This window comes from Rhodococcus sp. NPDC047139 (assembly GCF_040643435.1).
Taxonomy (GTDB): Bacteria; Actinomycetota; Actinomycetes; order Mycobacteriales; family Mycobacteriaceae; genus Rhodococcus.
Genome location: NZ_JBEYUH010000020.1, coordinates 44,604 through 62,322 on the forward strand (window position 1 = coordinate 44,604; position 17,719 = coordinate 62,322).

At 66.3% G+C, this 17,719-nt stretch carries 17 protein-coding genes; 8 read left to right on the forward strand and 9 right to left on the reverse strand.

What is annotated here, in order from left to right:
- Window positions 1-15 precede the first annotated feature (15 nt).
- Window positions 16-1,497 carry an FAD-dependent oxidoreductase gene (locus tag ABZ789_RS20285; RefSeq protein ID WP_358427626.1) on the reverse strand — a complete coding sequence of 494 codons (1,482 nt, stop codon included), beginning with the start codon at window positions 1,495-1,497 and terminating at the stop codon, window positions 16-18.
- Between the two features lie 431 nt (window positions 1,498-1,928).
- Here ABZ789_RS20285 and dnaK point away from each other — a divergent pair, with 431 nt between their 5' ends.
- From dnaK to ABZ789_RS20310, 5 genes are all read left to right on the forward strand, one after another.
- Complete coding sequence (gene dnaK, locus ABZ789_RS20290) at window positions 1,929-3,770, forward strand: molecular chaperone DnaK (protein WP_358427629.1); 1,842 nt, start codon at window positions 1,929-1,931, stop codon at window positions 3,768-3,770.
- The gene (grpE, locus tag ABZ789_RS20295) at window positions 3,767-4,411 is read left to right on the forward strand and encodes a nucleotide exchange factor GrpE (protein WP_358427632.1); all 645 of its coding nucleotides are present in this window, start codon (window positions 3,767-3,769) and stop codon (window positions 4,409-4,411) included. Before dnaK ends, grpE begins: the two co-directional genes overlap by 4 nt.
- Window positions 4,412-4,443: 32 nt before the next feature.
- Entirely contained in the window at window positions 4,444-5,613 is a 1,170-nt protein-coding gene (dnaJ, locus tag ABZ789_RS20300; RefSeq protein ID WP_358427635.1) for a molecular chaperone DnaJ, read from the forward strand.
- Window positions 5,613-6,020 (forward strand): helix-turn-helix transcriptional regulator, encoded by a 408-nt coding sequence (locus ABZ789_RS20305; RefSeq protein WP_358427638.1) that lies wholly within the window; start codon window positions 5,613-5,615, stop codon window positions 6,018-6,020. The genes dnaJ and ABZ789_RS20305 overlap by 1 nt, the downstream gene beginning before the upstream one ends.
- Before the next feature lie 104 nt (window positions 6,021-6,124).
- On the forward strand, window positions 6,125-7,660 hold the full coding sequence (locus tag ABZ789_RS20310; protein WP_358427641.1) for an FAD-binding protein: 1,536 nt from the start codon (window positions 6,125-6,127) through the stop codon (window positions 7,658-7,660).
- 54 nt (window positions 7,661-7,714) lie between these two features.
- Here the strand turns inward: ABZ789_RS20310 and ABZ789_RS20315 are convergent, their stop codons facing one another.
- The 4 genes from ABZ789_RS20315 to ABZ789_RS20330 form a co-directional block, all read right to left on the reverse strand.
- Complete coding sequence (locus ABZ789_RS20315; RefSeq protein ID WP_358427644.1) at window positions 7,715-8,167, reverse strand: hypothetical protein; 453 nt, start codon at window positions 8,165-8,167, stop codon at window positions 7,715-7,717.
- Window positions 8,168-8,262: 95 nt separating this feature from the next.
- Window positions 8,263-9,252 (reverse strand): LLM class flavin-dependent oxidoreductase, encoded by a 990-nt coding sequence (locus ABZ789_RS20320; RefSeq protein ID WP_358427647.1) that lies wholly within the window; start codon window positions 9,250-9,252, stop codon window positions 8,263-8,265.
- Window positions 9,253-9,334: 82 nt separating this feature from the next.
- A complete protein-coding gene (locus ABZ789_RS20325; protein WP_358427650.1) occupies window positions 9,335-9,829 on the reverse strand; it encodes a flavin reductase family protein in 495 nt (164 codons plus the stop codon).
- 78 nt (window positions 9,830-9,907) lie between these two features.
- Window positions 9,908-10,297, reverse strand: coding sequence for a nuclear transport factor 2 family protein (locus ABZ789_RS20330; protein WP_358427653.1), 390 nt, complete (start codon window positions 10,295-10,297; stop codon window positions 9,908-9,910).
- A 197-nt stretch (window positions 10,298-10,494) separates the two neighbouring features.
- On the opposite strand from ABZ789_RS20330, the gene ABZ789_RS20335 reads away from it, so the two are divergent.
- Complete coding sequence (locus ABZ789_RS20335; protein ID WP_358427709.1) at window positions 10,495-11,118, forward strand: PadR family transcriptional regulator; 624 nt, start codon at window positions 10,495-10,497, stop codon at window positions 11,116-11,118.
- Between the two features lie 25 nt (window positions 11,119-11,143).
- On the opposite strand, the gene ABZ789_RS20340 is transcribed toward ABZ789_RS20335, so the two are convergent.
- The gene (locus tag ABZ789_RS20340; RefSeq protein ID WP_358427656.1) at window positions 11,144-11,905 is read right to left on the reverse strand and encodes an IclR family transcriptional regulator; all 762 of its coding nucleotides are present in this window, start codon (window positions 11,903-11,905) and stop codon (window positions 11,144-11,146) included.
- A 104-nt stretch (window positions 11,906-12,009) separates the two neighbouring features.
- Complete coding sequence (locus ABZ789_RS20345; protein WP_358427711.1) at window positions 12,010-12,879, reverse strand: LLM class F420-dependent oxidoreductase; 870 nt, start codon at window positions 12,877-12,879, stop codon at window positions 12,010-12,012.
- 255 nt (window positions 12,880-13,134) lie between these two features.
- On the opposite strand from ABZ789_RS20345, the gene ABZ789_RS20350 reads away from it, so the two are divergent.
- Window positions 13,135-13,929 carry an SDR family NAD(P)-dependent oxidoreductase gene (locus ABZ789_RS20350; protein WP_358427659.1) on the forward strand — a complete coding sequence of 265 codons (795 nt, stop codon included), beginning with the start codon at window positions 13,135-13,137 and terminating at the stop codon, window positions 13,927-13,929.
- A 77-nt stretch (window positions 13,930-14,006) separates the two neighbouring features.
- On the opposite strand, the gene ABZ789_RS20355 is transcribed toward ABZ789_RS20350, so the two are convergent.
- Both ABZ789_RS20355 and ABZ789_RS20360 read right to left on the reverse strand, forming a co-directional pair.
- On the reverse strand, window positions 14,007-15,470 hold the full coding sequence (locus tag ABZ789_RS20355; protein WP_358427662.1) for an FAD-dependent oxidoreductase: 1,464 nt from the start codon (window positions 15,468-15,470) through the stop codon (window positions 14,007-14,009).
- A gap of 114 nt (window positions 15,471-15,584) precedes the next feature.
- Window positions 15,585-16,559, reverse strand: a complete 975-nt coding sequence (locus ABZ789_RS20360) for an alpha/beta hydrolase (protein ID WP_358427665.1) — start codon at window positions 16,557-16,559, stop codon at window positions 15,585-15,587.
- Between the two features lie 207 nt (window positions 16,560-16,766).
- Between ABZ789_RS20360 and ABZ789_RS20365 the strand changes: the two genes are divergently transcribed.
- Window positions 16,767-17,687 (forward strand): alpha/beta hydrolase, encoded by a 921-nt coding sequence (locus tag ABZ789_RS20365; RefSeq protein ID WP_358427668.1) that lies wholly within the window; start codon window positions 16,767-16,769, stop codon window positions 17,685-17,687.
- Window positions 17,688-17,719: the final 32 nt, after the last annotated feature.

Sequence of the window (17,719 nt, forward strand, 5' to 3'; positions counted from 1 at the left end):
GGCAGTGCCGGGAACCTAATCGTTCAGGGCCGCCGCCGAACCTGCCCGCCGGCCGAAGAACGTGCCGTCGCCCAGCGACGTTCCACTGATGTAACCCCAAGAGTGCAGACCCGAGGTCGCGCGCCCGGCTGCGAAGAGGCCCGGGATCGGCTCACCGTCCAGGTCGAGGACGACCCCGTCCACGGTGGTGCGGAGCCCGCCGATGGTGAACACCTCGGCGCCTCCGGCCCCGGTGCCGCCGTCGCCGTATTCCGGCGGAGCCATACCGCGGCGCACGTCGATCGCGGCGAACGGGGATTGCAATGGACGGAGCCAGCGCTCGGACTTGTGGAAGTAGGGATCCTCGCCTCGCTCGGCGAACCGGTTGTACTCTCCGACCGTTGTCTGCAACGCACCCTCCGGCATCCCGATCTCACGTTCGAGTTCCTCGAGCGTCTCGGCGACGAAATGCGGTTGCACACCCCAGCGTTCGTCCACGGGGACCTCCTCGTATGCCTGTTCGTCGAGGATCACCCACACCTCGAGCCGGTGCCCGAACAGGGCGGCCTGACCGACGAGGCCGGGATAGACGTCCTCGTTGATGAACCGCCGGCCCACGCGGTCGACGATCATCCCGCGCACCATCATCCCCGGAACCAGCGAGATGCCGACCTGACCGGCGGACATGTGCTTGACCGAGGCTCCGACCGCCTGCGCCATCACGATCCCGCGACCGTCGTCACCGCCGTCGCTGTTGACGCCGAGGCCCACGAGTTGCGGCGCGTGCTGGGCGAGCATCTCCTTGTTGTCGGCAAACCCGCCGGTAGTGATGACGACCCCGCGCCGCGCGTGATAGGTGACCGTTTCCCCGAAGTGCCGCGCCACCACGCCGACGACCCGGTCCTCGTCGAGGATCAATCGCAGAGCCGACGTATCGGCGTGCACGGCGACGGAACTCTCGGCGACAGCCTCGCTCAACGCCGCCATCAGTACCTTGCCGCCGAATCCGTCGGACGTGACCCGGTGCCCGCGCGGTGCGGGCGTGGCGATCTCGGAGAACGGATAGGCGTTCTCGCCCATCCACATCAGGCCGTCGTCGGTGGGCGGCACCCATGTGGGCGAGTCCCACAGCGACGGCTTGAAGGGCACTCCGTGATCCACGAGCCACTGAAAGTGCGCGACACTCTCGCGGCTGTAGAGGCCGACCTTCTCCTGGTCGGCGTCCGGGCCGAGAGCGGCGAGAAGAAACTTCTCCATATCCTCGGCGGTGTCCGTGAACCCGCACGCCTCTTGGATCGGGGTACCGCCACCGAGATAGATCTCACCGCCCGACAAGGCCGATGACCCGCCGCCGCCGCTCTGCCGTTCGAGCAGAACGACATCGGCGCCCGCCGCGCAGGCCTCGAGTGCGGCCGCCGCGCCCGCGCAGCCGTAACCGATTATCAGAACGTCGGTTTCGTGATCGTAGCCGGATATTTCCGAGACATCGATCGGTGTGACGGGCACGCGGACACTCATCGTCGTTCTCCTCAGGTTCTTCTGCGGCCGGTCAGGCCACATGCGTGGTGTGCGGGATCGTCTCGTCGAGTGACTGCCGACGCTCGAGGAACGCGAATCCCTTGCCCTCCGTCCCGTCCTGGAACGGACCAGGCGGTCATGAAGTGGCCTCACGCTAGGGGCGGGGAATCGGTAGAGCACGGACCTTCCCGCTGAACGGATCACATTCGGGGGTCGAAAGTTATGTGCATCACAGCAGGAACAAAAAGCCTTGACCTGCCGTTGGATGGGTCAGACAAGTTGAGCGTGTCAGACTCAACCTGCTTGACGACAAGAGTTGATCGGGTGCAGGCTTGAGCCGACCGCGCTCACCCGAGTCGCACAGGCTCGAGTCGGGCATGGAACGTTTTCGCGGTGCGCACGCACCGCGGCAGGAACATTGGAGGAAAATTATGGCTCGTGCGGTCGGCATCGACCTCGGAACCACCAACTCGGTCGTTTCCGTTCTGGAGGGCGGCGAGCCCGTTGTGGTCGCCAACGCCGAGGGGTCCCGCACCACCCCGTCCGTCGTCGCATTCGCGAAGAACGGTGAGGTTCTGGTGGGTCAGCCCGCCAAGAACCAGGCGGTCACCAACGTCGACCGCACCATCCGTTCGGTCAAGCGGCACATCGGTTCGGACTGGACCGTCTCCATCGACGACAAGAAGTACACGCCGCAGGAGATCAGCGCCCGCACGCTGATGAAGCTCAAGCGCGACGCCGAGGCGTACCTCGGTGAGGACATCACCGACGCGGTCATCACGGTCCCGGCGTACTTCAACGACGCACAGCGTCAGGCGACGAAGGAAGCCGGCACCATCGCCGGTCTCAACGTCCTGCGCATCGTCAACGAGCCCACCGCGGCCGCGCTCGCCTACGGCCTCGACAAGGGTGAGAAGGAACAGACCATCCTCGTCTTCGACCTCGGTGGCGGCACCTTCGACGTGTCCCTCCTCGAGATCGGCGACGGCGTCGTCGAGGTCCGTGCGACCTCCGGCGACAACCACCTCGGTGGCGACGACTGGGACGAGCGCATCGTGAACTGGCTCGTCGACAAGTTCAAGGCACAGCACGGCGTCGACCTGACCAAGGACAAGATGGCCCTGCAGCGTCTGCGTGAGGCTGCCGAGAAGGCGAAGATCGAGCTGTCGTCCTCGCAGTCGACCTCGATCAACCTGCCGTACATCACCGTGGACGCGGACAAGAACCCGCTGTTCCTCGACGAGCAGCTCAGCCGCTCCGAGTTCCAGAAGATCACCGGCGACCTCCTCGAGCGCACCCGCGCTCCGTTCCAGCAGGTCGTCAAGGACGCCGGCATCTCCGTCGGCGACATCGACCACGTCGTGCTGGTCGGCGGCTCGACCCGTATGCCCGCCGTCACCGACCTGGTACGCGAACTCACCGGCGGTCGCGAGCCGAACAAGGGCGTCAACCCCGACGAGGTCGTCGCTGTGGGCGCTGCCCTGCAGGCCGGCGTCCTCAAGGGCGAGGTCAAGGACGTGCTGCTGCTCGACGTCACCCCGCTGTCGCTGGGTATCGAGACCAAGGGCGGCGTGATGACCAAGCTCATCGAGCGCAACACCACGATTCCGACCAAGCGCTCGGAGACCTTCACCACGGCCGACGACAACCAGCCGTCGGTGCAGATTCAGGTCTTCCAGGGTGAGCGTGAGATCGCGGCCCACAACAAGCTGCTCGGCTCCTTCGAGCTCGGCGGCATCGCCCCGGCTCCGCGCGGTGTCCCGCAGATCGAGGTGACCTTCGACATCGACGCCAACGGCATCGTCCACGTCACCGCCCGCGACAAGGGCACCGGCAAGGAGAACACGATCAAGATCCAGGAAGGCTCCGGCCTGTCCCAGGAGGAGATCGACCGGATGATCAAGGACGCCGAGGCGCACGCCGAGGAGGACCGCAAGCGTCGCGAGGAGGCCGAGGTGCGTAACCAGGCCGAGTCGCTGGTGCACCAGACCGAGAAGTTCATCAAGGACAACGAGGACAAGGTGCCGGCCGACGTCAAGGAGAAGGTCGAGGCTGCCATCAAGGAAGCCAACGACGCCCTCTCCGGCTCGGACATCAACGCGGTGAAGGCTGCCGTCGAGAAGCTCGCGACGGAGTCGCAGGCTCTCGGCCAGGCGATCTACGAGTCGCAGGGTGCCGACGGTGCTGCTGCCGGTGACGGCGCCGCCGCAGGTGCCGACGATGTCGTCGACGCCGAGGTCGTCGACGAGCCGAACGATTCGGAGAAGAAGTGAGTGCCGAAAAGCCCGAGCAGGAGCCGGTGACCGTCACCGACAAGCGACGGATCGACCCGGACACCTTCGAGGTGCGCGACCCCGCCGAGGAGTCGCGCCCCGAGGAGGGCGAGGTCATCGAGCCGGCTCCCGCCGAGGGCGAGCAGACGACGGCGAAGCAAACCGACGGGCAGGGGCAGGAAGCGAAGGAACTCGCCGAGCGCACCGCCGACCTTCAGCGCGTGACCGCGGAGTTCGCGAACTACCGCCGCCGCGCCGAGGTGCAGCGCACGGCGTCCGCAGAAGAGGCGAAGGCCTCCGTCGCGGCGAAGTTCCTCGACGTCCTCGACGACCTCGACCGCGCGCGGGCGCACGGCGACCTCGAGTCCGGTCCGTTGAAGGCGCTGTCCGACAAGCTGACCGGCGTGTTCGACAGCCTCGGTCTGGTCGGATTCGGTGAGGAAGGCGACGCCTTCGATCCCGAGCTGCACGAGGCCGTCCAGATGGAAGGCGACGGTCACCACCCGGTGCTGGGAGCGGTGCTCCGCAAGGGCTACCGATTCGGCGACCGCATTCTGCGGCACGCGATGGTGACGGTGACCGACGGCGATCCGGCGGACACGCCGGGTGGTGCGTCGTCGGCAGAGCCTGGAACAGAGTAAGAACAAGAAAGCGTGAGAGGAGGAGGCGCCCGGTGAGCCAGCGGGAGTGGATCGAGAAGGACTTCTACAAGGACCTGGGCGTCTCCCCCGACGCGACGCAGGACGACATCAAGAAGGCGTACCGGAAACTGGCGCGGGATCTGCACCCCGACGCGAACCCCGGTGACGCGAAGGCCGAGGAGCGCTTCAAGGCCATCAGCGAGGCCAATGCCGTCCTGTCGGATCCTGCCAAGCGCAAGGAATACGACGAAACCCGTCGACTGTTCGCGTCCGGCGGCTTCCCCGGCGGTGGCTTCGGCTCCGGTCCCGGCGGATTCTCCGGTGGTAGCGGAGCGACCTTCGACATCGGCGACCTGTTCGGCGGTGGCGGCGACGGTGGTGGTCTCGGCGACCTGTTCGGCGGACTGTTCAACCGCGGTGGTGCCCCGACCGCGGGTCGCTCGCGTCCGCGACGCGGAGCCGACGTGGAGACCGAGACGACGCTCGACTTCCGCGACGCCGTCCAAGGCGTCACGGTTCCCCTGCGGCTGACGAGCCCGGCCCCGTGCACGACCTGCCACGGCAGCGGTGCGCAACCCGGAACCAGCCCGCGAGTGTGCCCGAACTGCAACGGAAGCGGCGTGGTCTCGAGAAACCAGGGTGCGTTCGGTTTCTCCGAGCCCTGTGACGACTGCCGGGGCAGTGGATCGATCATCGACAGCCCCTGCACCGACTGCCGCGGCACCGGCATCCAGAACCGCACCCGCACCATCACGGTGCGCGTTCCCGCCGGCATCAAGGACGGTTCCCGTATCCGTCTCGCCGGACAGGGCGAGGCCGGTTTGCGCGGTGCACCCTCGGGCGATCTGTTCGTCACGGTCCACGTGCGCCCCGACCGCGTCTTCGGACGCGAGGGCGACGACCTGACGCTCGTGTTGCCCGTGAGCTACGGCGAACTCGTACTGGGCGCGACCGTTTCGGTGCCCACACTCGACGGTCGGGTCGGGCTGAAGATTCCGGCCGGAACGGCCGACGGCAGGGTGCTGCGTGTGCGCGGTCGCGGTGTTCCGAAACGTGATGGCGGCGCAGGAGATCTGCTCGTGACCGTCAAGGTCGCGATTCCGCAGAATCTCGACGAGAAGGCGACGGAAGCACTTCACAACTATCTTCGTGCAGAAGAGGCGGGTGGCTTCGATCCTCGAGAGGGATGGGCAGGTGCGTAATGGGCGAGACGAGAATGCCACGGGATCTCTCACCGGACCCCGATGCGCGCGTCTACGTCATCTCGGTGGCAGCAGAACTTGCCGGGATGCACGCGCAGACGCTGCGTAACTACGACCGGCTCGGACTCGTGACACCCCACCGCACGAGCGGTGGTGGCCGGCGGTACTCACCGCGTGATGTGGAACTGCTGCGTGAAGTACAGCGACTCTCCCAGGACGAAGGTGTCAACCTCGCCGGGATCAAACGGATCATCGAGCTGACCAACCAGGTCGAGGCGCTGCAGCATCGCGTCGCCGAACTCAACGCGGAGGTCTCTCAGTTGCGCTCGACCCGTGGCGATCTGGTGCCTGTTCCGCGCAGCAATGCCCTGGTGGTCTGGAAGCCGCGCGACCGCCGCCGCGACTGATCGGACGAATTTCTCCCGAACAGCGAGACACCTGTGTCTGCACCCGCTGCCGTCTGCCTAGTGTGGCGTGTTCCACACGAACGGTCGACGGAAGGTAAGCAGACATGGTGGAGTGGGCGGAAGAATGCGACGTCCTCGTGGTCGGGTCGGGAGCCGGAGGCGCCTGCGGTGCGTATACCGCCGCGCGTGAAGGATTGTCGGTGATCCTCGTCGAGGCGTCCGAATACTTCGGTGGCACCACGGCCTATTCCGGTGGTGGCGGTGTCTGGTACCCCACCAACGCGGTCCTGCAGCGTGCCGGCGACGACGACACCATGGAAGACGCCCTGACCTACTTCCACGCAGTCGTCGGCGATCGGACCCCGCGCGAACTGCAGGAAGCCTACGTCCGCGGCGGCGCCCCGCTGATCGACTATCTCGAGTCCGACGACGACCTCGAATTCATGGTCTATCCGTGGCCCGACTACTTCGGCAAGGCGCCCAAGGCCCGGGCCGAAGGTCGTCACATCGTCCCCTCGCCGCTGCCCATCGCCGACGATCCCGAACTCAACGAGTCGATCCGCGGGCCGCTGGGCCGTGAACGCAACGGGGATCCCCTTCCCGACATGCTGATCGGCGGCCGTGCCCTCATCGGCCGCTTCCTCATCGCCATGCGCAAGTACCCGAACGTGCAGCTGTACCGGAACACTCCGCTCGAGGAACTCATCGTCGAGGATGGTGCAGTGGTGGGCGCGATCGTCGAGAACGACGGCGAGCGCCGGGCGATTCGCGCACGCAAGGGCGTCGTCCTCGCTGCAGGTGGCTTCGACCAGAACGACGAGATGCGCAGCAAGTACGGGGTGCCGGGTGCTGCTCGCGACTCCATGGGCCCGTGGTCGAATCTCGGTAAGGCCCACGAGGCGGGCATTGCGGTCGGCGCCGATGTGGACCTCATGGGGGAGGCCTGGTGGTCGCCGGGTCTGACCCATCCGGACGGACGCTCGGCGTTCGCGCTGTGCTTCACCGGTGGCATCTTCGTCGATCAGGACGGCAAGCGTTTCACCAACGAGTACGCACCCTACGACCGCCTGGGCCGCGACGTCATCGCCCGCATGGAGCGTGGCGAGATGACGCTGCCGTTCTGGATGATCTACGACGATCGGAACGGCGAAGTTCCGCCGGTCGGTGCGACGAACGTGCCCTTTGTGGAAACCGAGAAGTACGTCGATGCGGGACTGTGGAAGACCGCCGACACCCTGGCCGGTCTCGCAGAGCAGATCGGCGTTCCCGCCGACGCTCTCGAAGCGACCGTGGCGCGGTGGAACGAATTGGCTGCGAAGGGCGTCGACGAGGATCACGGCCGCGGCGACGAACCCTACGATCTGGCATTCACCGGCGGCGGCTCCGCCCTGGTCCCGATCGAGCAGGGGCCGTTCCACGCGGCGCAGTTCGGCATCTCCGATCTCGGCACCAAGGGTGGTCTGCGTACCGACACCGTCGGCCGCGTGCTCGACAGTGAAGGTGCCCCGATCGCCGGACTGTACGCGGCGGGCAACACCATGGCCGCACCCAGCGGCACCGTCTACCCGGGCGGCGGCAATCCCATCGGTGCGAGCGCGCTGTTCGCGCATCTGTCCGTGATGGACGTGGCGTCGCGCTGAGACACCTGATGCGACCGGGCCCGGAGGCGAACTGCCTCCGGGCCCGGTGTCGTATCAGGGGCGTGTGACGGTGAAATCCGCTGTCATGAACGGATATCCGTCTTCCACTGTCGTCGCGACCGCGAACTCGTGGCGGTTGACGCCTTCGATGTGGGTGCCGTCGCCGTTCGCGACGCCCGTGCCGTAGTTGTTGGCGAAGAGCGCCACGGTCGCGTCGCCGGGCATCGTGTAGTCGATCTGGATCCCGAACCCGCGACGGTCGGTGCTGCCGGCCGACACGGTCTCGGTCGAACCGGCCGGCACCACGGTCGCAGGCTCGTCCACCCACGACCCGTACGGGTTGTCGGCCGACGTGAGCACCATGGGCGCGTCGGTCTCGTTGTTGATGGTGACCGTGATGGTGGGCCCGTCGGGAGGCACGGGATCGGCCGTGGCGGCGGCCGGTGCGGTAAGGGTTGCCGCGACAGAGAGAGCCGCGGCGGCGACAGCGCGGGTGCGGTACTTCATCTTGCTCCTGCGGTTGACGACTCGTGGTTCACAGCCTTACCTGGCCGGCCGCCGAATTGTACCCGCCGGTAATCCACCGCGTCGGGTTTCGGGGATCAGGCCGGGACCAGATCGCTGACCTGGGCCAGCAGTTCGAGCGAATGCAGCCACGCGTCACGTCCCGGCGCAGACGAGACGACGATGAGTTCGTCCGCACCGGCGTGTTCGGTGAACCGGTCGAGGTACTCGCGTACCTCCTGCGCGGTGCCCACGGCGGTGTAGCGCAGCATCTCGAGCACCTGCATGCCGGCGGGGGAGTCGAGCAGCATGTCGATCTCCTCCTCGGTGAACGTGCGTCCGCGTCCGACCATCTGCACGACGCGTGCCCGCTTGGTCGCCTCGAACAGTGCGTGGGCCTCCTCGGTGGTGTCGGCAGCGATCACACCCACGCCCGCGATGACGTGCGGTTCCGGATGGTCGGGGGAGGGCTGGTACTCGCGCCGGTACAGTTTCACCGCGTCCTCGAGTGCCTGCGGTGCGAAATGCGATGCGAATGCATACGGAAGTCCGAGCAGCGCAGCGAGTTTCGCTCCGAACAGGGACGACCCGAGGATGTACAGGGGAACGTCGGTGCCCTTGCCGGGAATCGCGTCGACCCCGGGTATCCGCGACTCCCCCTTCAGATAGGCCTGCAGTTCGAGGACGTCTTGCGGGAAGCTGTCGGCCGAGGACGGATCGCGCCGCAGCGCACGCATCGTCTTCTGGTCACTGCCCGGCGCGCGTCCGAGACCGAGATCGATACGACCGGGGTGCAAGGTCGCGAGGGTGCCGAACTGTTCGGCGATCGTCAGCGGCGAGTGGTTGGGCAGCATGATGCCGCCCGCACCGAGGCGGATCGAAGAGGTGTGTGCCGCCACGTGCGCGATGAGCACACTCGTCGCCGACGACGCGATCGTCGGCATGTTGTGGTGCTCGGCGTACCAGATGCGCCGGTAGCCCCACTGCTCGGCGAGCTGGGCCATCTTCACACTGGCCTCGAAGCTTTCACGGGCGGTCTCGCCCTTGCCGATGTGTGCGAGGTCGAGGATGGAGAGGGGAACGGTCACCGGGGGTCCTTCGCGTCGGGGCCCGGTATCGGCCGCCGGGCACACCCGAGGAACAACCCCCGGCGACGGCCGGCTATTCCCGTCACATCCGTTCGAAACTGCCGTAGGTTCCCTGGAAGAACAGGAGCGGCCCGTTGGCCTTCATCGTCGTCAAACCGGTGACGCGGGCGAGGACGATCGTGTGGTCGCCGGCGTCGTATTCGGTCTCCACGGTCGCCTCCACCCGCGCGAGGGCTCCCAGGATGGCCGGCGCGCCGTTCTCGCCCTGCTCCCAGCGCACACCTCGGAACTTGTACCCGCCGCTCGCCGCGAATGCCGCGCACAGGGTGCGTTGACTCTCGGCCAGCACATTGATGGCGAGGGTGCCGATCTCACGGATCTTCGGCCAGGTCGTCGATGTGCGCGAGGGCGAGAACGAGACGAGCGGTGGGTCGAGGGACACGGATGCGAACGACTGGCAGGAGAAGCCGATCGGCTTCCCCTCGTCGAGCGCAGTGATCACCGTGACGCCGGTGCAGAAATTGCTCATCACCTCGCGGATCCGGCGGGGATTGAGGACCGCGTGCTCTGCTGTCATGGAGAAGCTCCTATCGGTCGGCGTTCTCCCAGTGTCCGTCAGCTATGGCACAAAGCGCGACCGTGCCCCGCCGGCCGGTCAGCTCTGTCGCATGTCTTCGGGAGCCCAGACGGCACGCATGCTGGTGATACGTCCGTCTTCGTCGAACGTCATGATATCGATCGGCTCGATTTCGTAGGTCTGATCGCCCGCCTTCGTGACCACCCGGAAGTGGAAGGCGGCGGTCGTACCGCTGATCCTCAGCGTGAGCAGTTCGGTGCTGTTCTCGGTGGCCTCGACACCCTTGTAGAACTCGGCGATCGCGTCCCGGCCGACGCGAGGCTCGCTGCCCGCGGGGTCCTCCAGTGTGGCGTCGTCGGCGTACAGCGCGGCGATGTCGGCGGCCACGCCGGCGGCCACGGCGTCGAGGTAGGCGTGCACGGTGGCCCGGATGCGCTGCGAACGGGCATCGGTGTCGGAAACGGTCATTTCTACTCCTGTGATGACATCGGCAGGGACGGTCGCCCCGACGCTATTCGTGTCGTACCGAATGTGGGGCAGGGCTCCCGCGTAGCGGGAGAATCGAGCCGTACCCCATTCGCCTGCGTTGTTACGCTTTCGCAGTGTCAGAACACGGTGCCGATTCGTACCCCGCTCTTCCCGCGACGAGCTGGGCCGTCCTCGGCATGTTGTCGTTCGGCGAGGAACTCACCGGAAACGACCTGAAGAAGTGGGCCGACTGGAGTATCGGCTTCTTCTACTGGAGTCCGTCCGTCAGTCAGGTCTATGCCGAGCTGAAGAAACTCGAGAAGCTCGGCTTCGTGCGGTCCCGCGCCGTGAGCGAGCCGGGGGCGAGGGGCCGACGGGTCTACGCCATCACCGACTCCGGAATCGAGGCGGTGCGGGCGTGGTCGCGTGAGGCGCCGGTAGAAATTCCGGTGCTCAAACACGGTGTCATGCTTCGGATGTACATGGGGCATCTCAACGAGCCGGAGCAATTGAAGGCGATCGTTCGCGACCACATCGTCAACCTCGAGGACAAGTTGCGTCGAGCAGGTGAGCACGCAGAGCACTCCGACCGGGAGCCCGGCTGGGGATTCTCCCAGATGAGCCTGAGGTGGGCCGAGCGGTACTTCAGAGCCGAGATCGAGTTGTCGAATCGACTGATCGAGGACATCGACCTGGCCGCAGAACAATTCGCGCGAAGCGAGATCGACGAGTTGGGCATGCCACGCCCCCGGAACCCCGGCAGCTGGAGAGGGATCTCCGACGGGGATCCGTCCGGCGAAGGAGAGCCCTCGGCGCGGTGACCGCAGGGCCCCACTGCGGTCACCGTCAGGCGTATTGATGCTCTCGCACAGTGGGGGCCGTGCGCAGCGACCGGCGATTCTGCAGGGTCGGGACGACATGATTGCGGTCGAGCTTGCGCCAGATCGCGGTGGCCGTCATACGGACAGGTGCGGTCAGCTGGTGGTCGAAGCGCAGATGAGGGAGAGGTCCACACAGCGATACCGCCGCGACGGCGGAACCAACGGGACCGACCGGGACTGCGATACACCCGAAGCCCGCCAGCGATTCCTCCTTCTCGAAGGCGATCCCGTGTTCACGAATCCGGTCGTAGGTGGCGCCTGCCGCACCCTCGTATGCCAGAAGCGCTTTGCCCAGGGCAGTGCTGCGAGCCGGTCGGCGTCCTCCGATGCGGGTGGGCACCGCCGTGGCGAGACGCCCGCCGATCTTTTCGAGATAGACGAGGTCGTCACCGTCGAGGACGGCCAGGTGTACGACGAATCCGGTGACTCGATGGAGCTCCTGCAGATGCGGGAGGGCGGTCGCGTGCAATCTGTCCTGGTGGACGGCGAGCGAACCGAGTTCCATCAGGCGAAGCCCGAGGGTGTAGTCGCGACCTTCTCGGTGCAACCACCGCATCGACACCAGTCGCTCGAGCATTCGGTGGGCGGACGAACGGGGGAGGCCGGTCCGGCGGACGATCTGGGCGAGGGTGAGCCGGCCCGCGCCATCGAATGCGTCGAGGACGAGGCCGACACGCTCGAGGACCGCACTGGGTGCTGTGTGGTCGGCTTCCATCTGAATCGTCATCACTTCTCCTACAGCCGCGGCGCCCTGAGCGCGAGGACGTGGGTATTTCGATTAGGAATAGTGCCACATCCGCATCGGCTTGTGAAGTGGGTCACGGCAGACTCTCAGGCCTCGGTGCTCCGGAAGGCCTCCTCGTACAGATGCGTGAGAGCCGCGAGCTGCTCGCAGTAATGGTCGGCCGAGCGGGCATCCACGCCGACGCCGATGATCGTTGCTCCCGCCGATACGGCGTGATCGAGCTTCCTCCTCGCTCCGTCCGGGTCACCGAGCGGATCGAGTCCGGCGGCCGACAACACGACTTCGAATCCGGGCTGCAACTGTCTCTTGCTCAACATCGACTGCACGTCGTCGAACGACAGGCCGAAAGGAACCCACCCGTCTGCCAGCTCGCACGCACGTCGCAGGGAGCGTGGTGTGCGGCCGCCGATCCACAGCGGCATATGGGGTTGTACCGCGTGGGGCTCCACGACCATGTCGGAGAACTCGAAATACGTTCCGTGATAGGAAGGAACGCGTTTCGAGAGGGCGGCACGAAGCGCGGCCAGAGAATCGTCCGCACGTGCACCACGGTCGGCGAACGGGGCGTCGAGAAGGTCGAACTCTTCTCGTAGCGTACCGACACCGAGGCCCAATATCAGCCGGCCTGCGCTGACGGTATCGAGAGTGCCGTAGCGCTTTGCGATCTCCAGCGGATGGTGATAACCGAGCACGAGTACCTGCGTCGCAAGCCGGATCCGTTCGGTCCGTCCTGCCAGGAAGCCGAGTGTTGCCAACGGATCCCAGTACGTCCCGCCGCGGATTTCGGCCACGGGCACCGGCACGGCAACGTGCTCGCTGCAGGTGAGGTGATGAAAACCGAGGCGATCCGCGGTCACCGCGATCCGTGTCAGCTCGTCGATGCCGGCGGCTGCTTCCCACTCGTTGCTCGCACCCGGAAATCGCGTGACGATCGGGCTGGTGATTCCGATTCGCACCCTCGGATCTTGGTTCGGCACAGGCGCCATGACACTCCTTTGCAACGTCGACTCCTGGAAGTCTGCGCGCGGCGGGCACGCGAAGCACGAAGTGTCCCGATCTACGGGAGGCACCTGGGGTGCACTCCCTGGCCGCCGTTAACCTCACACCATTCGAGCGGGTGGGGCACGTTCCCGCTCGAACTTCATCGTCGCCGATGGAAGATGTTGCGCGACAATCCGAAAAGTCTCTTGGACGAGTAGAGGGAAGTCTGCATGGATCTGCAGAAGTACGGGCCGTGGGCAGTGATCGCCGGAGGTTCGGAGGGTGTCGGCTCCGAGTTCGCCGTACAGCTCGCCGAGCAGGGAATGAACCTGGTGCTGCTCGCGCGGAAGGAAGGGCCGCTCGAGACCACGGCCGACGCCTGCCGTGCCCACGGGGTCGAGGTCCGCACACTGTCGGTCGATCTGCTCGCCGCCGATGCCTTCGATCGGATCAAGGAGATCACCGCGGACCTCGAGGTGGGCCTGCTCATCTACAACGCCGGCGCGAACACCTACGGCCACGAGTTCGTCACCGGCGATCTCGATCGCTTCCAGGCCGTGATCGACTTGAACATCACCGCGCAGCTGAAGTTGGTGCAGCACTTCGGTGCGCTCATGCGTGAGCGCAGGCGAGGCGGAATCCTGCTTGCAGGTTCGTTGAGCGGATATCTCGGTTCGGCGCAGATCAGCGTCTACTCGGCTGTGAAGTCCTTCTGCCGTACCTTCGCGGAAGGGCTGTGGCTGGAGATGCGGGACTACGACGTCGACGTCCTGGAGCTGGTTCTGGGGCTGACCCGCACGCCGGCGATGGAACGGGCCGGATTGAAGATGGATACACCCGGTTTGCAGGTCTCCGAGCCTCGTGACGTCGCCGCACAAGGCCTGGCGAATATCGCGAACGGCCCCATCGTCGTGGTGAAGGGGTTCGAGGGGGCCGTCGCCAGGAACAGCGGGCACAACCGTGCAGAGCTGTTGCTCGAGGCCCGAGCTGCCGGAGCGAAACTCCTTCCGCCTCCCAGTGAGTGAGCTACCAGCACGGATAATCTGATCCAGCTGGCCCGGACGGTGGGGTGGTCGATCCGGCCGACCGTCCGGGGTCGAACTCAACCGATACGACGAGCGGCGTGGGCACCCGCGATGCGGCCGAACACGAACGCATCGGCAATGTGGAAACCGCCGTCCTTGGCCCAACTGAACGTCGAGCTCACCGTGCCCGCGGCATAGAGGCCCTCGATGACTGTGCCGTCTGTGGCGAGGACGCGGGCGTGTTCGTCGCGCCGAGGCCCGCCATTGGTCCACGCCAGCATCGGTCCGCTGCGGTAGGCGTAGAAGGGCGGTTCGAGGAGCGGCACCAGCGTGGGTGCGGAACGCCCGAAACGCTCGTCCACCCCCGCCGCACACGCAGCGTTGTACGCCGAGACGCTTTCTGCGAGGGCATCCGCGGGCAATCCTGTCGCCGCAGCAAGCTCTTCCAGCGTTTCACCGCGCTGTATCCAGCCCGCTTCGATCTCCGTCATATTGTCGGAGCTCCACCGATATCCCTTCATCAGCACGTTCCATCCGACCGGGAGGACATCGGCCGAACCGCTGATCGGACCGGCCGACCTGGTCTTCTCGTCGAATACGACCCACATGGGGCGATGCGGATGCAGAACGTACTGCCCGTCGATCAACGCCTGTCCGTGCCCCGACGGAACGAACTCGTCCACGAAGCGGTGGCCTGTTTCGTCGACCCAGATCACCCCGCGTGAATGGATGAACATCGCGAAGTAGCCGTGCCGGGAGGACGGGTCGGTGATGCCGTTGACCGCCATCATGTTGTCCATGTGCCACAGATCCGCCCCGACCTCCTGTGCCATACGGAGACCGTCGCCGGTTGCGGCCGTGCTTCCCCACACCGGTACGTCCTCGAGTCCGAGATGAGTGCGTACCAGTTCCTGGTTGCCTTCGAAGCCGCCGGTGGCGAGCACGACGCCGCGCCCGGCGGTGATTCGTCCACCGCCGGCGGTGACGACGCCGGTCACGGTACCTGTTGCAGAATCGGTCGTCAGACGCGTTGCGGGCGTCTCGTGCCGCACATCGATTCCGCGATCGCGCAATGCTTTCTCCAGGACCGCGAAGAGCCGTCCGTGGCCCAGTACCCCTTCTACGCAATGCAATCCGCCGTAACAGTCACTTCCCGGCAACTCGGGGTATTCCGCTCCGGCCGAGTTGTAGTGGCCGTGCGGCCCCACATCTGCGCCGAGAGAGGACACCCACGCGGACACCTGGCGGGTTCCGTGGGACCACGCTTCGACGATGGGCTCGGGGAGTGCCCGGTCGCCGCACAGCGCCCGGAGATACACAGCCGCGCGTTCGGGATCGTCGTGGTGGAACCATCCACCGCCCGACACGCGCGTATTGCCGCCGGCTTCGTCGGCCCCGGACTTCTCCAGCACGACCACCCGGGCGCCCGCATCGTGAGCGGCCAGTGCCGCGGCGCAACCGGCAGCACCCATTCCGACGATCACCACGTCCACCTGCTCGACATCGTCGCACTCGGTCCGGGGTTCGGGCTCTCGGGACATCGTCGCCTCCTGGGGCGTCTACGAGCGAGCCGGGTTGCGCCGCTCGCGGAAAAGCTACGAGGCGGTTCGGAATTCCCGCACGGCTACTGTCTGCTCACCGGGAGGAAATCGAAGTCAGGCGAGGTGAGCGAACCGTGCGGAGACCAAAGCGCCGACCTCCGTCATCGCCGCCCTCGCCCGCGCGAGAGCATGGGTCTGCATGAAGAAGCCGTGCCCGACCCCCGGATACAGGATGATCGCCGTCGACACTCCTGCCTCCTGCAACCGTCGCCCGTAATCCTCCACTCCGTCCCGCAACGGGTCGGCGTAGCCGCAGATCACGATCGCAGGTGGAAGATCGGTGAGGTCCGTTGCCAGGGCGGGCGTCCCGTACTCGTCGTCGGTGCTCGGGTCATCGCCCAGATACAACGACTTCATCCAGTCGATGTCCTCGGCCCGGAGGAACGGGCTGTCGCCGAATCGGCGCATGGACGGCCGATCGCACCGGCGCTCGAGGCCGGGATATACCAGTACCTGCTGAGCGATCCGGGGGCCTCCTTCGTTACGGACTCGCAGTGCCGTGGCCGCGGCCAATCCGCCTCCGGCACTGTCTCCGCCCACCCCGATACGGTCCGGATCCAGCCCCAGATCGTGAGCATTGTCGTGTGCCCACCGGAGCGCCGCCCAGGCTTCGTTGTGGGCCACGGGATAGCGGTGTTCGGGGGCCAGGCGGTAACCGACATTGATCACCACGGCAGCGGTCGATTCCGCGACCTCGCGGGCAAGACGGTCGAACGAGTCGAGGGTGCCCATGATCATGCCGCCGCCGTGGAACCAGACGAGTGCAGGCGCATTCTGTTCCGGCGCCGGGCGGGGGCGGTAGACGCGCACGGGAACGGGGCCGTGAGGGCCGGCGAACTCCATCGCCCGAACCGATCGCATGTCGGGGCCGGGGGGACGGACGATCGATTCGAGTGAGCGCCGGCCGGCCTCGACGCCGGCGTCTCGCAGGGAGCCACCACCGTACGAACGGATCGCCTCGACCAGTTTTCGGGCGTCCGGGTCGTAGACATCATCAGTTGCCGGCTCGGTGTCGTGGGCGGCAGCCATCGTGTCGATTCCTCCAAGCCTCGATCGGCAAGCGGCCGTAACCGCGGTGCGGGTACTGCCCGTCATCGTCGCGCCGAAAGCTGTCCGATCGAAGGCCTTGTCCCACTGAGCGTGACGCCTTTGCTCGACCGCTGGCCGGGAGATCGGGTTCCGGACTCTCTGCCCCGGACTTAGCGTGGCCGCACGCATCACATTGAGGAGATTCACATGTCATTGCATCCTGAAGTCGAGTCCATGCTGAAGGTCCTCGACGCGGGCTTTCCGGATGTCACCACGGTTCCACCTCCGGAACTCCGCGAACTCATCCGCAGCCGTCGCGCGCCGCTCCAGCACCTGCCCGCCATGCGGGATGTACGCGATGTCACGATCGACGGGCCTGGCGGAGACCTCGCGCTGCGAATCTATCGACCCCACCACTCCGGTCCCGAGCTCCCCGTCGTGGTCTTCGCCCACGGTGGCGGTTTCGTGTTCTGCGATCTCGACAGCCACGACGAGTTCTGTCGTTCGATGGCGGAGGGGGTCGGCGTCGTCGTCGTGTCCGTCGACTACCGGCTTGCACCGGAGCACCGCGCCCCGGCGGCGCACGAGGACATGTACGCAGCGCTCGAATGGACGGCTGCCAATGCCGCTACGTACGGCGGTGATCCGTCGCGCATCGTGGTGGCAGGTGACAGCGCCGGTGGAAACCTGGCAGCGACCGTTGCCATCGCGGCGCGCGACAACCAGGGACCGGCGCTGATCGGTCAAGCCTTGTTCTATCCGGTCATCGATGACGATTTCGACACCGAGTCGTACCGGATGTACGGGACGGGGTACTACAACACCACCAAGGCGATGAAGTGGTACTGGGAGCAGTACGCGCCGGCCGGGAGGGAGGATCCCCGAGTGATCCCCACGCGGGCCGGCTCGCTCGCCGAACTGCCGCCTGCGGTCGTGGTGACCGCGGAACTCGATCCGCCGTGCTCGTCGGGTGACGACTACGCGCAACAACTCGCGGCGGCCGGAGTCGAAGTTCGGCACCGCCGATTCGACGGTCTCTTCCACGGCTTCTTGACGTTTCCGTCGCTGTCCTTGACAGAGCCTGCACGGCAGGAGATCTGGAAGATGATGCGCTCACTGCTGGAGTGAGGTCACTCTGCTGAGGACGAGCCCCGGACCGC

Bases quoted from the DNA above. Each gene is read 5' to 3' on its own strand.
- ABZ789_RS20285 (WP_358427626.1), bottom strand. From the start codon at position 1,497: ATGAGTGTCCGCGTGCCCGTCACACCGATCGATGTCTCGGAAATATCC.
- ABZ789_RS20305 (WP_358427638.1), top strand. From the start codon at position 5,613: ATGGGCGAGACGAGAATGCCACGGGATCTCTCACCGGACCCCGATGCG.
- ABZ789_RS20310 (WP_358427641.1), top strand. From the start codon at position 6,125: ATGGTGGAGTGGGCGGAAGAATGCGACGTCCTCGTGGTCGGGTCGGGA.
- ABZ789_RS20315 (WP_358427644.1), bottom strand. From the start codon at position 8,167: ATGAAGTACCGCACCCGCGCTGTCGCCGCCGCGGCTCTCTCTGTCGCG.
- ABZ789_RS20355 (WP_358427662.1), bottom strand. From the start codon at position 15,470: ATGTCCCGAGAGCCCGAACCCCGGACCGAGTGCGACGATGTCGAGCAG.
- ABZ789_RS20360 (WP_358427665.1), bottom strand. From the start codon at position 16,559: ATGGCTGCCGCCCACGACACCGAGCCGGCAACTGATGATGTCTACGAC.
- ABZ789_RS20330 (WP_358427653.1), bottom strand. From the start codon at position 10,297: ATGACCGTTTCCGACACCGATGCCCGTTCGCAGCGCATCCGGGCCACC.
- dnaK (WP_358427629.1), top strand. From the start codon at position 1,929: ATGGCTCGTGCGGTCGGCATCGACCTCGGAACCACCAACTCGGTCGTT.
- ABZ789_RS20350 (WP_358427659.1), top strand. From the start codon at position 13,135: ATGGATCTGCAGAAGTACGGGCCGTGGGCAGTGATCGCCGGAGGTTCG.
- ABZ789_RS20325 (WP_358427650.1), bottom strand. From the start codon at position 9,829: ATGACAGCAGAGCACGCGGTCCTCAATCCCCGCCGGATCCGCGAGGTG.
- ABZ789_RS20335 (WP_358427709.1), top strand. From the start codon at position 10,495: ATGTTGTCGTTCGGCGAGGAACTCACCGGAAACGACCTGAAGAAGTGG.
- ABZ789_RS20365 (WP_358427668.1), top strand. From the start codon at position 16,767: ATGTCATTGCATCCTGAAGTCGAGTCCATGCTGAAGGTCCTCGACGCG.
- ABZ789_RS20340 (WP_358427656.1), bottom strand. From the start codon at position 11,905: ATGACGATTCAGATGGAAGCCGACCACACAGCACCCAGTGCGGTCCTC.